Origin of the sequence: Pseudomonas sp. MYb327 (assembly GCF_040438925.1) — a bacterium.
Classification (GTDB): domain Bacteria; phylum Pseudomonadota; class Gammaproteobacteria; order Pseudomonadales; family Pseudomonadaceae; genus Aquipseudomonas.
Window position 1 is genome coordinate 906,129 of sequence record NZ_CP159258.1, and the last position, 14,997, is coordinate 921,125.

General features: G+C 57.2%; 11 protein-coding genes. 5 read left to right on the top strand and 6 right to left on the bottom strand.

Features of this window, described 5'->3' with window-relative positions; translation table 11 throughout:
* Positions 1–155: 155 nt before the first annotated feature.
* The 3 genes from msrB to ABVN21_RS04190 all read left to right on the top strand — a co-directional run bounded on the left by msrB (position 156) and on the right by ABVN21_RS04190 (position 1,733).
* Complete coding sequence (gene msrB / locus ABVN21_RS04180; RefSeq protein ID WP_223505415.1) at positions 156–551, top strand: peptide-methionine (R)-S-oxide reductase MsrB; 396 nt, start codon at positions 156–158, stop codon at positions 549–551.
* A gap of 238 nt (positions 552–789) precedes the next feature.
* On the top strand, positions 790–1,275 hold the full coding sequence (locus tag ABVN21_RS04185; protein WP_339555990.1) for a glutathione peroxidase: 486 nt from the start codon (positions 790–792) through the stop codon (positions 1,273–1,275).
* Complete coding sequence (locus tag ABVN21_RS04190) at positions 1,272–1,733, top strand: MarR family transcriptional regulator (RefSeq protein WP_339555989.1); 462 nt, start codon at positions 1,272–1,274, stop codon at positions 1,731–1,733. Before ABVN21_RS04185 ends, ABVN21_RS04190 begins: the two co-directional genes overlap by 4 nt.
* On the opposite strand, the gene ABVN21_RS04195 is transcribed toward ABVN21_RS04190, so the two are convergent.
* Entirely contained in the window at positions 1,717–4,080 is a 2,364-nt protein-coding gene (locus tag ABVN21_RS04195) for a response regulator (RefSeq protein ID WP_339555988.1), read from the bottom strand. The genes ABVN21_RS04190 and ABVN21_RS04195 overlap by 17 nt on opposite strands.
* A 123-nt stretch (positions 4,081–4,203) precedes the next feature.
* On the opposite strand from ABVN21_RS04195, the gene ABVN21_RS04200 reads away from it, so the two are divergent.
* Positions 4,204–5,094, top strand: a complete 891-nt coding sequence (locus ABVN21_RS04200; protein ID WP_339555986.1) for an ATP-binding protein — start codon at positions 4,204–4,206, stop codon at positions 5,092–5,094.
* Positions 5,091–5,573, top strand: coding sequence for a GAF domain-containing protein (locus ABVN21_RS04205; protein ID WP_339555985.1), 483 nt, complete (start codon positions 5,091–5,093; stop codon positions 5,571–5,573). The genes ABVN21_RS04200 and ABVN21_RS04205 overlap by 4 nt, the downstream gene beginning before the upstream one ends.
* Here ABVN21_RS04205 and ABVN21_RS04210 read toward each other — a convergent pair whose 3' ends face one another.
* The 5 genes from ABVN21_RS04210 to ABVN21_RS04230 form a co-directional block, all read right to left on the bottom strand.
* Positions 5,574–8,519 (bottom strand): HD domain-containing phosphohydrolase, encoded by a 2,946-nt coding sequence (locus ABVN21_RS04210; RefSeq protein WP_339555984.1) that lies wholly within the window; start codon positions 8,517–8,519, stop codon positions 5,574–5,576. It lies immediately after the preceding gene.
* Between the two features lie 48 nt (positions 8,520–8,567).
* Complete coding sequence (locus tag ABVN21_RS04215) at positions 8,568–12,206, bottom strand: transporter substrate-binding domain-containing protein (protein ID WP_339555983.1); 3,639 nt, start codon at positions 12,204–12,206, stop codon at positions 8,568–8,570.
* Between the two features lie 8 nt (positions 12,207–12,214).
* A complete protein-coding gene (locus ABVN21_RS04220) occupies positions 12,215–12,841 on the bottom strand; it encodes a response regulator transcription factor (protein WP_223505418.1) in 627 nt (208 codons plus the stop codon).
* 201 nt (positions 12,842–13,042) lie between these two features.
* Positions 13,043–13,432 (bottom strand): response regulator, encoded by a 390-nt coding sequence (locus ABVN21_RS04225; protein WP_339555982.1) that lies wholly within the window; start codon positions 13,430–13,432, stop codon positions 13,043–13,045.
* A 179-nt stretch (positions 13,433–13,611) separates the two neighbouring features.
* Positions 13,612–14,940 carry a deoxyguanosinetriphosphate triphosphohydrolase gene (locus ABVN21_RS04230; RefSeq protein ID WP_339555981.1) on the bottom strand — a complete coding sequence of 443 codons (1,329 nt, stop codon included), beginning with the start codon at positions 14,938–14,940 and terminating at the stop codon, positions 13,612–13,614.
* Positions 14,941–14,997 lie beyond the last annotated feature (57 nt).

Genomic DNA, 14,997 nt, shown 5'->3' on the forward strand with positions numbered 1-14,997 from the left:
CACAGGCCTGACGCCCTGAAATGCAGCACCCATAAATCCGTTTGAATGCGCGTGGTCTGGCTGCCAGACTGGCGTTTGACGAGGCGCAATCATACGTGCCGCCCGATCCGTGGAAAAGGTACAGATCGGGCTTTTTCAGCCGCTGAGGTGTGACGATGGAAAAGTTGGAAAAAACCCTGGAAGAATGGAAAGCCATGCTCGATCCGGAGCAGTACAACGTTTGTCGGCTCAAGGGCACTGAGCGCCCGTTCTCCGGCAAGTACAACGGCACCAAGACTGACGGTATTTACCACTGCATCTGCTGCAATGAGCCGTTGTTCGATTCCAAGACCAAGTTCGATTCCGGCTGCGGGTGGCCGAGCTTCTATGCGCCGATCGGCGATAGCGCCATGACCGAGATTCGTGATGTCAGCCACGGCATGATCCGCACCGAAGTGGTCTGCGCCAAGTGCGATGCGCACCTTGGGCATGTGTTTCCCGACGGTCCGCCGCCAACCGGTTTGCGTTATTGCATCAATTCGGTGTGCCTGGATCTTGTTCCCCGCGAGTAATCGGACAGGGTGATCCCACGGGAATGACCGGCATCTGGTGTTCCCTGTAGAGGCTGGCTCGCCATCGATAGCCCCTCAAGTGCAACACAGGTTTCGAGGGCCTCATCGCTGGCAAGCCAGCTCCCACACACAAGTTCGGTGTTACATCGCAAAAGTGGGCTCGATCAATTAATTAAATTGCACACAATTCAATTGCTCGCTATTTTTAGCCTTTCTTCCTCAATTCGGAAACCGCGCCATGAGCGAAAATCTGCTGAGCATCCCTTGCACCACCATCAAGGGCGAGCAAAAGACCCTGGCGGATTTCGCCGGTAAAGCGGTGCTGGTGGTCAACACCGCCAGCAAATGCGGTTTCACCCCGCAATACAAAGGCCTCGAAGAACTATGGCAGACCTACAAGGATCAAGGACTCGTGGTGCTGGGTTTTCCCTGCAATCAGTTCGGCAAGCAGGAGCCGGGCAACGAAGGGGCGATCAGTGAGTTTTGCGAGCTGAACTACGGGGTCAGTTTTCCGCTGTTCAAAAAGATCGAAGTCAACGGCGCCGACGCCCATCCGTTGTTCGTCCAGCTGAAAAAGCGTGCACCGGGTGTGCTCGGTTCCCAGGGCATCAAATGGAACTTTACCAAGTTCCTGATCGGCAAGGACGGTCAATTGGTCAAGCGCTTCGCGCCGGCGACCAAGCCCCAGGACTTGAGCCGCGAGATTGAAGCTCTGCTCAAATGAACACGTTGTCCGTCGATTCCCTGAACCTCGACAGCCAGCTCTGCTTCAAGCTCTACGCCGCCTCCCGGGCGGTGATCCGGGCCTATAAGCCGATGCTTGATCAGTTGGGCCTGACCTACCCGCAATACCTGGCGATGCTGGTGTTGTGGGAATGGCAGGAGAGCGCTCCCGAGCAACCGACCGTCAAGGCTTTGGGCGAACGTCTGGCGCTGGATTCCGGCACGCTGACGCCGTTGCTCAAGCGTCTTGAGCAACTGCAACTGGTTCAGCGCCAGCGCTCGGCACGGGATGAGCGGGAGGTGCACTTGAGCTTGTCGCCAGCCGGCCAGGCCTTGCGCGATCAGGTCGCGCCGTTGAAAGCTCGACTGTTATGTGACAGCGGCGTGGATCTGAATCACCTGAATGACCTGCGCGATGGCCTCGACCAACTGTTGGGGCAAATCAAGGCATTGTCGTAACGGGAATCCACACATCCAGTAGCGCGGCCAGTTCTTCCCGGCGAAAGGGTTTCGCCAGATAGTCGCTCATGCCTGCGGCACGGCAGCGTTCGCGTTCTTCGGACATGGCGTTGGCGGTCAGAGCCACGATCGGCAGCTGCGGCCAGCGCCCGCTGCGACGGATTTGCCGACTGGCTTCATAGCCATCCATCACCGGCATATTGCAGTCCATCAACACCAGATCGAATTCGCGGTTTTCCAGCTGATCCAGTGCCTCGGCGCCGTGCGCAGCAACAATCACGTCGCAACCAAGTTTGCCGAGCATGCCTTTGGCCACCAGTTGATTGACCGGATTGTCCTCAACCAACAGCACGCGGCCGCGTCGTTGTGGGGAGTGGCTGTCGATCTGGATGCTGTCGATGGCGTTGGTTTCCGGCATCAGGATTCGCCGCAAGGTCTGGTATAGCGCATTGCGTGCCAACGGACGGGCCTGTTGCTGCAAAGGTGCAAGGGCATTGATCTCCTCGCTGGGCATGAAGCTGCCGTAAGCGGTTACCAGCAGTATTGGCGCAGTGATCGTCGGGCGCAGGTTAAACAGGCATTCAGGGCAATCGGTAATCAGCACGTTGGGCGTGAGGCCGATCATCGGATCATCGATGGAGCGCTGCTCATAATCCAGCCCCCAACCCGGTAACAGGCTGCTCAGCAGTTCCGACAGACCGCTACTGGCAGCAGTTATGGCGATGACTTTGCCTTGCAAGGGAGAAGGGGAAAGCGCCCGAGTGTGGCGGGGCAGCGGCAGTTGCGCGCAGAACTGGCTGCCGAAACCCGCTTCCGAGCTGATGGTGAGGCGCCCTTGCATGGCTTCGCAGAGGTTGTAGGTCAGGGCCAGTCCCAACCCGGTGCCGCCAAATTGCCGGGTAATGCCGGCGCCGGCCTGAGTGAAGGGTTGGAAGATTTTGACTTGGGCATCCTGTGGGATGCCGATGCCGGTGTCACAGACCTCGATTCTGACGCTGTCGCCGAATGTCGACAGGCGCACATCGACACGACCGAAACGGGTGAATTTAAGGGCATTGGACAGCAGGTTGCTGACGATCTGCCGGACCCGGGTCGGATCGCCTAGTACCAACGCCGGAAAGTCCGGAGCAATCAGGCAGGTCAGTTCGACACTCGGTGCGGCGTTTTGTGACAGCAGGTTGGCGGTGTCTTCCACCAGCGAGCCGAGGTCGAACGGGATGTGTTCGAGTTCGAGTTGGCCGGCATCGAATTTCGACAAATCGAGAATATCGTTGAGCAACTCCACCAGTACCTTGCCCGAGTCATGGGCGATGGACAACTGTTGCTGCTGCTCGGCAGTCATGGGGCCGTCCAGGGACAAGGCAATCATCCCCAGCAAGCCGTTAAGGGGGGTACGAATTTCGTGGCTCATGTTGGCGAGGAACGTCGAGCGTGCTTCGGCCATGTCCAGCGCGGTGCTGCGCGCAACTTCCAGTTCCTGGTTGGATTGGCTGAGCCGCGCGTTGATCGCCTTGAGTTCCGCGGTGCGTGCCGAGACGATGTTTTCCAGTTGGCTGAGGTAATCGGTCAGACGGTTTTCGGCATTGCGGCGCTGTTGGATTTCAGTCGCGACATTCTCGAATTGCTGGTTAGCCACTTTCACCAGCACGCCGATTTCATCGTTGGCGTGTCCCGCCGGGCACTCCAGTGACGTCGGCTCCATGCTGCGCGAGTCGCGGCTGCTGAGTTCGCGGATGAGGCGCACCAAGGGTTTGGTCAACATCACATAAAACAGTGCGAGCAAAATCCCGGTCAGGATCAGGCTGCGGGCAAAGCCATTGAGCAGGGTCACTTCGGCCCGACGCAGGAACCGGTAGCCGAAAGAGTAAGTGTCAACGTCGAGTTGCAACGTGCCGAGGGATTCGTTGGGCGAGTGGTTCAGATAGAGGCGATCTTCGAACTGCCGGTGGGCGCCGAACAGGAAGTCGCTGAGCACCCGATAGCCGCTTTGCAGACCCGGACGCTTGACGTTAGCCAGCACGTTATCGTTGTTGTCGGTAAGTTTTGCACCGATGATCGCCGGTGAGCGCAGCAGGCCGAGGGTCAGCTCCTGGGCCAGTTCGGCATCGATGTTGTAGGCGATCCGTGAGGCGGGGTTGTGACTGATTTCCAGCAAAGACTGTATTTCGCGGTTGATGGAGGCGTCTTCACTGGCATAATCGATGCCTATTTGCAGCAAGCTGAGAAGCAGGCCCAGAACGAAACCGACCAGCACGGTAAGCCGCGCTTGTTTGTAGGACAGCCGGTTGGTGAACTTGATGTCCATGGGGTGTTGAACCACTTCCTTTTCCCTTCGCTGCTCAAGCATAGTCGATCATGCATCGAACCCGATGTTCTCGCGAGCCCCGCTGTCAGGGGTTAACCGTTCATCGAACGGTGTTTTTCATCACTGTAGCGCCATCATTACTGTGGACGTGTCCGAGGAGAAGACGTGGATTCCCGATTGAATGCTTTTCTTGAACGCGCCGATGCGGTCCTGGCCCGTATCGAACCGCTGTTGCCCACCCCTCGGCAAGCCATCGACTGGACCCACAGCCTGGCTGCGCGCTGGCAGCGCGAGGGCCGCAGTGGTTTTCTGCTGCCGCTGGAAGTCAGCCTCGACATGCGTCTGTCCGACCTGATCGGCGTTGATCGGCAAGTGGAGCAACTGGGGCGCAATACGCAACAGTTCCTAGACGGCATGCCGGCCAACCACGCCTTGCTCTGGGGGTCGCGCGGCACCGGCAAGTCATCGTTGGTCCGTGCCTTGCTGGCCGAGCATGCGGATGCCGGGTTGCGTCTGATTGAGATCGAGCGTGACCATTTGGCAGACCTGCCTCGGGTGGTCGAACAGATTGCCAAGCTGCCCCAGCGATTCGTGTTGTTCTGCGATGACCTGTCGTTCGAATCGGGCGAGGGCGACTATCGCGTGCTCAAGAGCGTACTCGACGGTTCGCTGGAGCAGGCGCCGGACAACGTTTTGCTGTACGCCACTTCCAACCGTCGCCATCTGGTGCCGGAAAAGGAAAGCGATAACGAAAACTGGAAACGCGTCGACGGCGAACTGCACCCCAGCGAAGCGGTGGAAGACAAGATCGCCCTGTCGGACCGTTTCGGCCTGTGGCTATCGTTCTACCCGTTTACCCAGGAACACTTTCTCAATGTCGTCGAGCACTGGATCGGTCAACTGGCCGACAAGGCTGGCCTCAAGTGGCAGCGCGACGAGGAGCTGGACATCCTGGCAGTGCGCTGGGCCACGGGCCGGGGCAATCGCAACGGGCGTTGCGCGTATCAATTTGCCCGCTATTGGGTGGGGCTGAAACTGTTGGAGCACAAGGCATGATTGATTTACAAAAGAGCGGCCAGGGCCTCGAAGGCTACGGCATGCTGCACGCGCAGCTGGAATCTTTACTGGCGGACGAGCGCGATTTCATCGCCAACGCCGCGCAATTTTCCGCCTTCCTGTTCAATCAGCTCGATGATCTGAACTGGGCCGGTTTTTACCTCAATCGCAATGAAGAACTGGTGCTTGGCCCGTTCCAGGGGCAGATCGCTTGCGTGCGGATTCCGTTCGGTCGGGGCGTGTGCGGTGCGGCGGCGGCGAGCTTACAGACTCAACGGGTCGAAGACGTGCACGCGTTCCCTGGCCATATTGCCTGTGACAGTGCGTCCAATAGCGAACTGGTCGTGCCGTTGGTCAAGGATGGCCGGTTGATCGGCGTGCTCGACCTCGACAGCCCGAAACTGGCGCGTTTCACCGCACAGGATCAGGCCGGTATCGAGCAACTGGCGGCGATTTTCCTGCGCCTTACCGATTGCTGATCAAACTTTCAGGCCAGCCTTGATCAGCAGGCCTGAATGATCCACCGCATCGATCTGCTGCGGGTCGAGGAAACGTTCGGCGTACTTCAGATAGATGTGCGCGTTGATGAACAGCCCGAACAGCTCGGGGTCAATGTGGGCGTCCCGGCACATGAAGGCCATGATGCCCAGCGCTTCGCTCAACGACTTGGCTTTCTTGTAAGGTCGATCAGCGGCGGTCAGCGCTTCGAAAATATCGGCAATCGCCATCATCCGCGCCGGCAGGCTCATCTCTTCGCGCTTCAAGCGTTTGGGGTAACCGCTGCCGTCCATTTTTTCGTGATGGCCGCCGGCGATTTCCGGGACGTTGCGCAGGTGGCCGGGAAAGGGCAGGTGGCTGAGCATCAGGATCGTCTGCACCATGTGGTGATTGATGATGTAACGCTCTTCGCTCGTTAAAGTGCCCCGGGTAATGCTCAGGTTGTAGAGTTCGCCGCGGTTGTACTTGTAACGCGGTACATCGAGCTTGAAGCCCCAAGGATTGTCCGGCGCAATCAGTTCGGCGTCCGGCCGTTCGAACAAATGCTCGGGTTTGTCCGCCAACAGCGTCTCAGTGACCGGCAGAGTCGGTGCTGGGGTGCGGGCCTGACGCCGGTTCTCTTCCCAGGAAACCCCCAGCCGATCATCCAGGGTTCGCGCCCAGGTGCGCTGGCCGATGCTGCGCAGGCGGTGCAGGTCGGCTTCGGCCATGGCCTCGCCGCCGAGGTTGCAGCGTGCAATAAAGGCAAATTCATCGTCGAGTTCCGCCAGCGTGGCGTCGCGTAGTGGCGTCAGGTGCTGCTCGTCGCCACCGAGCGCCATGGCCTGCCAGTAACTGATCCAGGCGTCGCGCTTGAGCACTTCGAAGCGGGTGCGGATTTCGTGGATGCGGTCGTTCAGGGTTTCCAGCTTCGTGGCTTTATCGACGACGTATTCCGGTGTGGTGACCTTGCCGCAATCGTGCAGCCAGGCCGCGATGTGCAACGCCTCCCATTCATCTTCGGTGGGTTGATAACCGCGGAAGGCTGGCTCCTGGCTGGCCGCGGCAGCTTGAGCCAGCATCAACGTCAGCTCAGGAACGCGCTGACAGTGTCCGCCGGTGTAAGGGCTTTTGGCGTCAATCGCGCCCGCCAGCAGTTTGATGAAGGCGTCCAACAGTTGTTTTTGCCGGGATTGCAGGCGTTGGCTCTCGATACTCACCGCGGCCGCGCCGGACACGGCCTGGAGAAATGCAATGCGGTCCGGTCGGAGTTTTTCCTGGTCGCTCTGGTTGCCGCTATCGGCCAACAGAAACACCAGCAGGCCAACGGTTTCGTTGTGCCGATTGTGCAAGCGAATGCCAATCAGATGAGCGCGAGGGAAGGTCAGTTCGAGCAATACTTTCTGCAAATCCCCCGCCTGCTCGAAACCCAGATGAGTGACCACATTGTCGGCGGACGCTAATTGGCGAAGCCAGTCAGGGCTTTGCGGATCGTGCAGCGCGTGCCCGTGGACGCCGAATGACGACAAGGGTTGAGCCGTGTCGTTGATCACCAGTCCTTGGGGCTCCATGCGGTCGCCGTCACCTTCGCGAAGGTAGAGAAGACCAGCCTGGGCCTGGCCGATCTTTACCGTTTCAAACAGCACCCGTTCAAGCAAAGGCGCAAATCGGGTCTCGGCGCTCAAGCTTTCGGTGATTTGGAAGAAACTCGCAAGCGTATCCTTCATGCGCGTCATCGACAGGCTAAGTTGGTCGATTTCGAGTACCGGCGAACGACGGGAGACCGGAAAATTGAAGTCGAAACTGCGAATCGCATCGGCTTCCTGCACCAGAGCACGCAAGGGTTTGACCAGGATGCGCGATGTCAGCCAGCCCAGTGGTACACACAACAGCAGAATGGCCAGGGTGATCAGGGCACCTCGCCAGCGCATGCGGTAGGCGTCGGCGAGCAGTTCATCTTCGGGTACCGACAGCGCCAGTTGAAGTCCCTGGGGGCCGCCTTCCTGCATGCTGCTGCGGGCCACGATCCATTGACGCCCGGCAGCTTCAAGGCGATTACCTACCGGCGGGGTGTTGAGCAAGACACCCAGGCTAGGGCTCAAGTCGGCGGCTTTGATCAGACGAGCCGACTGGTCGTCGATGATCAGTCGGCTGCTGTCGGGATAGGCAATGGCATTACCCTGGGCGTCGAACAATACGATCTCGGTAGCGGGCGTCACTACATGCTTGGCCAGGGTGGCGCTGAGTTCTTCCAGGGTGAGGTCGGCACCCATGACGGCGCCATCGCCACTGCGCCGTGCCAGAGTGGTACCGACATTGTGGGTGGAGAAAAAGACGTAGGGTTCGGTAGTGATCTGATCGTTGTCGCGCTTGGCGCTGGAAAACCACGCGCGGTTTCGTGGATCGTAGCTGTCGTCCGGGTTGTCCTGGCGACTGATGAGCGCCAGGTCCTGATCGAAAAACAGGGATTGGGAATGAGTCTGGCCGCTATCGTTGCGCTCGATACTCCACACCTGATAAGCCGCTGAGTCAGGGGCTTTGAGCAGTGTTTTCAGATTGGCAGTTCGCAGCGGGCGAACCATGAAAAAATCACCGGTGGCGTAGCCAATGTACAGCGATGCCAGGTCGGGGTTGTCTTTGAGCGATTGGGTGAAGGGTTTGAGCAGTGCCAGACGTTGCTCCAGGTCCGGACCCTGGGCTGCGGGGTTATGCACCAGGAGGCTGAGCAGGTGACGAATCGGTTCGTAGGTAGCCTGCAGGTCCAGGCGGACATCCTGCTCGATGCGGTTAAACAGCTTTTCACTGCTGGACAGAATGATCTGCGTGGTTTGCCGATAGTTGAAAATGCCCAGCACCACACCGGTCAGCAACAGCAGCATGGTGAACATGGCACTGATGTGCACGTGCAGGGGAAACCGCCGTTGTTCCAGGCGCAGTGGGTTGGGCATGCAGGTCACTCCATGATGGTTAACGCACTGCTCAGCGTCCAAGCATAGTTAAGGCTCTATCATTCTGCTTTCGTCGTTTTCTGTGATTTTCTGCAGCAATGCCTGATCCAGTTCAAGCAGCGCGCGCTCCAGGTTCTTGCAGCATTCAAGCACTGTGTCGGGTTGGAGTTTGTTGTTGCAGGCGGCTTCGAGCGCCTCGCAGGAATCGATCAGCCGCGAAGCCTGGACGATTCGGGCGGCACCTTTGATCTTGTGGGCAATGTCGAGAAATGATTGCCGATCCGGGGAACCGGACAGCGCCAACAAATCTTGCCGGTCCAGACGGTTGCTGTTCAGCAATTCAGTCAACAATCGTCGATTCAATAGCGGATTGCCCCCCGTCATCAACTCAAATCCTTCCAGGCTGAAGGCGGGGGTCCGAGTGGAGACCTCTATGCCCGCAACCCACTGGCTCAAAGCGGTCAGGGTCAGGGGTTTGAACAAACAGTCGTCCATTCCGGCTTGCTTGCACCGTTGAACCTCCTCCGGCTGCGCGTTAGCGGTAAAGCCCAGTACGGTGCAAGGGGGTTGTTGTGTCTCTTTTTCCTCTCGGCGAATGGCTTGGGCAAGTTCGTAGCCGTTCATGACCGGCATGTTGCAATCGGCGATCACCAGATCGTAAACGCCGGTTTTCCACGCCTCGAATCCTGCCTGACCATCGGCCGCCGTGCTGAAGCGATGGCCCAGAAACTCCAGTTGTTGACACATCAGCAGGCGATTGGCAGCGTGATCATCGACCACTAATACGTTCAACGACGCTGTTGTAGCAGGGATTAATGTTTCAGCTATTTCCGCTGCGGGTTCAGGTGCAAGTTTGGCCAGTTGCAGTGACATTTCGACTTGCGTACCGACCCCCGGCTTGCTGCTCAACTGCAAGCTGCCACCCATTCCCTCGCACAAACTTCGGCTGATCACCAGGCCAAGCCCGGTACCGCGTCTGGCTGACGGCCCGGCGCTATCGGCCTGAGCAAAAGGCTCGAACAGGCGCTGCTGATCCTGTTCACTGATGCCTATGCCGCTGTCCTGAACCTGCAACTGCATGTGCACCTGCTCGGGCTCGGTGCCAGGGCTCAGGGTGACGATAATCCTGATCTGGCCCTGCTCGGTAAACTTGATGGCGTTGCTGACCAGATTGGACAGCACTTGCTTGAAGCGCAGCGGATCCAGCAAGACGTCGTATGCCTGCTCGTCCGGAGTGAATTCCAGCAGCAGGTCGAGCTTTTTCTGCCGGGCCAGTCCGTCGAAGATTCGCACTACAGAGGCGACGATTTCACCCAGGTTGGTGCGTTGCGGGCTCAGGCTCAAGTGGCCGGATTCGATGCGTGCAATGTCGAGAATATCCCCGATCAGTTCCAGCAAATCCTTGGCCGAGTGGTACGCCACATCGATGGCGGGACGATCCGGGTGATCCTGTTCGATACGCTTGAGCGTCAGTTCAAGCATGCCGATGACCGCATTCATCGGGGTGCGGATCTCATGACTCATGGTTGCCAGGAACGTGCTTTTGGCACGATTGGCTTCATCGGCTCGTTCCTTGGCGCAACGCAGGTCATCCAACAGTTGCCGCCGTTCGCTGATGTCAACCCAGCCACCGATGATGCCTTGCACTTCACCGCTTGAGTCACGGTAGGGAAGGATCCAGTGATAGATCGTCAATTGGCGGCCGCCAATGTGCAGCGGGCGGTCAACTATCAGCGGCTTTCCCTCGGCGACGACGCGTTGATAGTCAGCGTGATACTCATGCGCTTCAAACGCGTTGCTCAGGACGCCCTGAATGCAGTTTTTGCCGATGACGTCTTCGCGCTTGGTGCCAAAGGCCAGCAGATAACTGTCATTGCAGCTTTGCAACAAACCCTGACGATCCCGCACGTAAATCGGGTGCGGGGTGCCATTGACCAGTGAGCGCATGAACTCAAATTGATCGTTGAGCGCGCGCTCGGCCGTTTTGCGCTGGTTGATCTGGCGCCGCATGTAAGCGTTCCAGGCCACGGAAATAAGCAACAACACGCTGGCGCCGATGACGATCTGATAGAACAGCCGCTGGTAGTTACGCCACGTGTTTTGCGTGGATGCCGAATAACCACGCCAGCGACTGTTGATGATGCCCAGTTCTTCCGGCGCGATGCTCAGCAGCGCCTTGTTGAGAATGTCGTTGAGTTCCTTCGCGTCCCGACCCGTCGCCAGGGAGAAAGCGGCCTGTTCCGTACCGATAGTGGTGCTGATCTGGAGGGTGTGCTCGAAGAGTCGCGATGAAATGAAATAGTTGGCGATCACCAGTGAATTGACCGTGCCTTCTGCCCGGCCTTCGGCCAGCATTTCGACGGCGCTGAACGTGTCCGGGGTCTCGATGAGCTTTATTTGCGGGAACTCGCTACGCAGGTAATCCATCAGCGGATTGCCTTGGGCGATTGCCAGGCGCTTGCCCTGAAGCTGCGCAAGATTGATCGGGCTGTCGGTTCCCTTGCGTGTCAGCAGGACATAGGAATTTTGCAAGTAAGGTCGGCTGAAGTTCAGCAGCATATCTCGATGCGCGCTGGGGAGCAGTGCGGCAATCAGGTCAGCCTGGTGGTCGTTGATGCGCTGGATCATTTCGCTGTCGCTTCGGCTGCGCTGGATCTCGAAGCGCAAACCGGTGCGTAACCTGATCAGCTCAAGCAAATCCGCGGCAACACCACGAAAGTTGCCATCATTGTCAAAAAAAGTCAGCGGGGCGAGCGCCTCATTGACCACCACGCGGACCACCGGATGCTGTGCCAGCCAGCGCTCTTCGCTGTAACTGAGCTCCAGTTTGTGATCGGTGAGCAGGATGTCACTGCCGGCACTCCAGCGTTTGGCGATGCTTTCTCTTTCGCTGGAGGGAACGGTCCTGAGCATTGTGTTGATGATATCGAGCAGTTCGGGATTGTTCTTGTGTACGGCAAAGCTGAAACCATGTGCTTCGTGTTTGCCAAAGTTGGCCATGCGGATGTTGTTCAGGTAGCCCTTGTTGATCATGTAATGAGTAGAGATGGTATCGCCGAGAAACACGTCAGCCTGGTCAAAGGCCACGGCGTTGATCGCATTCTGATAAGAAGGATAGGACGTGATGATCGCCTTCGGGTACATGGCCTTCACCTCTTCCAGCGGCAGATAGTGATAGACCATGCTCAGACGCAGGCCGGCGAGACCTTCGGTCAGCGACCGGGTTTCTCCTTCACGGGTGACAAGGACCGGTTGATCCACGGCATAGGGTGTGGAAAGCACGATTTCGCTATTGTGCGCCTCGAAACCATTGGCGGTGCCGAGCAGATCGACTTCACCTTTTTCGAGCGCTTCGATTGCCGCTCCCCGGGATGCAAAGCGTTGTACCTTGATGGGTAAGCCGGTGATCTTGCCGAGGATGCCCGCGTAGTCGGCAGTGAAGCCTTCATAGTCACGACCGCTGAGGGTCATGTCGAAGGGCGGATAATCTGGTGCCGATGTGCCAAGCAACAGTGCATGTTTGTTATTGACCCACTGTCGTTGTGATTGATCGAGCTGGACTTCCAGGTGCCCGGCCGTAGAGCGACTGAGCAACGTGTATTCACTGCTCTGGGCTGCAAGCAATGAGGTGCTCAGGCATAAGCCCGCGGTCATCAGTATCAGGTAATCCTTGAAACGACTGGGCATCCTGTTTCTCACACTAACGCGTTACGTTTTGCCATTTCGATGAGTTCAACCAGGGATTTGGCTTTGAGTTTCTGCATGAGCCGCTTTTTATAAGTACTGACTGTTTTGTTGCTCAGGAACATGCCTTTGGCAATTTCCTTGTTTGTGCGACCTTGTGCAAAAAGTTGCAATACCATCAACTCTCGATCATTGACGGACTTGAACAATTCCAACTCTGCCCAGCGTGCGTCATCGCAGCGAACAGGGTTGAGGGCCTCACTTGGGAAGTAGTTGTAACCTGACAGTACTGCCTTTATGGCGCTGACCAGTTCGCTCAGGTCTTCTTGTTTGCATACATAGCCCGACGCGCCTGATTGCATGGAGCGAATACCAAAAAGTGTCGGCGATTGTGCAGTTAATACCAATGTTTTAAGGGGCGTATTCATGGCGTTGAAACGGGCAAGCACTTCCAGTCCATCCAGTTTGGGAATGCTGATGTCGAGAATCACCAGGTCGGGCATGCATTCGCGAACCATCTGCATTGCGTCGACCCCATTATCAGTTTCACCGACGACCTTGTAGCCTTCGTGTTCAAGCAACATTCGAACGGCAAGCCGGATGACAGGGTGATCGTCGACAATAAAAACGGAGTTCATAATAAAATCCCATGCGAGCTCAAATAAAGCGCGCACCTTAGCTCAGATAGTTGATGTGACGTATGAACTGACCTACCTGTAGCAGCAATATAGGAATGTTCCTACATGAGAAAAAGAATGGGCTTACGCGTTAATTGGATTTGTTATCAGGATGTATGAAGGGGCTCATGTTTGTTTTCTATGTTTAACGATTCATTTTTACTACCGAATCAAGGTCAATAGTTTTCTGAATTCGGATTGTTTCAAGGGCTTGCTCAAATAACCCAGCAGCGGTAGCCCATTGATGTTGGCGGTGTTTTCAAGCCTGTCCAGCTCTGCGGAGGTCAGGCTACTTAGTAGTATCGCTTGTTTGATCATCCCTCGATGACTGGCAAATTTAACCAGTTCCAGCCCGCAGAGATCGGGTAAACATTGGTCGCATAGAAGAATATCGAAGGGTTGTACCGAAGTGAGCATTTGATGCAATGCCCCTTCGGCACTGTCAGTCGTGGTGAGTTGGGTGAAGCCGTAGCTTTCAAGCAGACATTGAGTAGCCATGAGCTGAAACGGATGATCTTCCACCAGCAAGATACGCAGATTGTCTTTGATCATGTTGTTTACGCTTCTTATGTCGAACAAAGTAAGCGTGATTGTTTCGCGTGGATACCGGGCAAGCGATCAGTTCGCTCGGCATGAGTTGTAGGGGAATTCAGCGTGAGTTGAATGCATTTCGCTTTTATGTGGCTCATCGGCCATTCCGGGCGACGAAATGGCTGATCAGAAAATACTTGTCAGTGACGAGAGCGACCGGTCATCTCCAGTGCCATGTCGCTCGCATAGCTATCGGTCATGCCGGCGATGAAGTCGATCATCCGCAGGAATGAAGTGTGCAGAGGTCCGTGGGGATCCGGCGCGTTGTTGCCCAGCAGGTCGAGAACCCGACGGCTCTTGAAGGAAGGCGTTCGACCGTTATGTTGTTCCAGCGCCGCGCCGCAGAAAGCGTTGAGCAGGATTTCCAGCGTCGTGTACGCGCCGATTTCGTGCAACGTCTTGCGCTTGTCCTGGAAGATTTTTTTGCGCGCCATGTCCTTGGCATTCAGGACGCACCGTTTGGCGGGGCCGTGCATATGCTCCACCAGGTCGCCGGGCAGCGTACCGGCCAGCAACATTTCTTGCTGCTCAACGAAGGCGCGGGCGGCGGCGTTTGTCAGGTGCTCGATGGCTTTTCCGCGCAGGATGGCCAATTTGCGCCGACGCGAATCTTCAGGACCGAGTAGACGATAGGTTTCCGGCAGATCGTCGCCCACCAGGTCAAGAAGCAGCGACTCGACCTCGCCGTATTCAAGCAACGCCATTTCCAGGCCGTCTTCCAGGTCGATCAACGCGTAGCAAATGTCGTCGGCGGCCTCCATCAGGTACACCAATGGATGACGCGCCCAGCGCTGGTCCTCAAGTTGAGGCAAGCCCAATTTATGGGCGATCTGCTCCAGCAGCGGCAACTCGCTCTGATAGCAGCCGAATTTGTGTTTCTTGTAACCCAGGGAGTCGGCGTGTTTTGCCGTCCATGGATACTTCAAATAGGTACCGAGGGTGGCATAAGTCAGACGTGTGCCACCGTCGAACTGGTGATACTCGAGTTGAGTCAGTACCCGAAAGCCCTGAGCGTTGCCTTCGAAATTAAGAAAGTCATTGCGCTCGGCTTCGCTCATTGCATCCAGCCAGCCACGGCCGGCAGCCTGCTGAAACCAGTGTCGAATCGCGTCTTCGCCAGAGTGACCGAAGGGGGGATTGCCGATGTCATGGGCCAGGCAGGCTGATTGCACCACCATTCCCAGGTCGCTGGGATCGCACCAATCGGGCAGGGCGCCGCGGATGGTTTCACCCACACGCATGCCCAGGGAGCGGCCGACGCAACTGACTTCCAGCGAGTGGGTCAGGCGCGTGTGGATATGGTCGTTGCTGGAGACCGGATGAACCTGGGTCTTGCGCCCCAGGCGGCGAAACGCCCCCGAGAAAATGATGCGGTCATGGTCTTTGTGAAAAGGGCTGCGACCGAGCTCTTCCGGACTGTGCAGCGGTTTTCCAAGGCGTTCGCGGGTAAGCAGGGTTTGCCAATCCAAGGCTGGTTATCTCCGTCAGGTGACTGAGCCCTTAGCTTCCCGGTTCGCCTCACGCGC

What these genes read in the sequence shown, in the direction of transcription:
- ABVN21_RS04215 (WP_339555983.1), bottom strand. Translation starts at nt 12,206, where the DNA reads ATGCCCAGTCGTTTCAAGGATTACCTGATACTGATGACCGCGGGCTTA.
- ABVN21_RS04205 (WP_339555985.1), top strand. Translation starts at nt 5,091, where the DNA reads ATGATTGATTTACAAAAGAGCGGCCAGGGCCTCGAAGGCTACGGCATG.
- ABVN21_RS04185 (WP_339555990.1), top strand. Translation starts at nt 790, where the DNA reads ATGAGCGAAAATCTGCTGAGCATCCCTTGCACCACCATCAAGGGCGAG.
- ABVN21_RS04210 (WP_339555984.1), bottom strand. Translation starts at nt 8,519, where the DNA reads ATGCCCAACCCACTGCGCCTGGAACAACGGCGGTTTCCCCTGCACGTG.
- ABVN21_RS04190 (WP_339555989.1), top strand. Translation starts at nt 1,272, where the DNA reads ATGAACACGTTGTCCGTCGATTCCCTGAACCTCGACAGCCAGCTCTGC.
- ABVN21_RS04195 (WP_339555988.1), bottom strand. Translation starts at nt 4,080, where the DNA reads ATGCTTGAGCAGCGAAGGGAAAAGGAAGTGGTTCAACACCCCATGGAC.
- ABVN21_RS04225 (WP_339555982.1), bottom strand. Translation starts at nt 13,432, where the DNA reads ATGATCAAAGACAATCTGCGTATCTTGCTGGTGGAAGATCATCCGTTT.
- msrB (WP_223505415.1), top strand. Translation starts at nt 156, where the DNA reads ATGGAAAAGTTGGAAAAAACCCTGGAAGAATGGAAAGCCATGCTCGAT.
- ABVN21_RS04220 (WP_223505418.1), bottom strand. Translation starts at nt 12,841, where the DNA reads ATGAACTCCGTTTTTATTGTCGACGATCACCCTGTCATCCGGCTTGCC.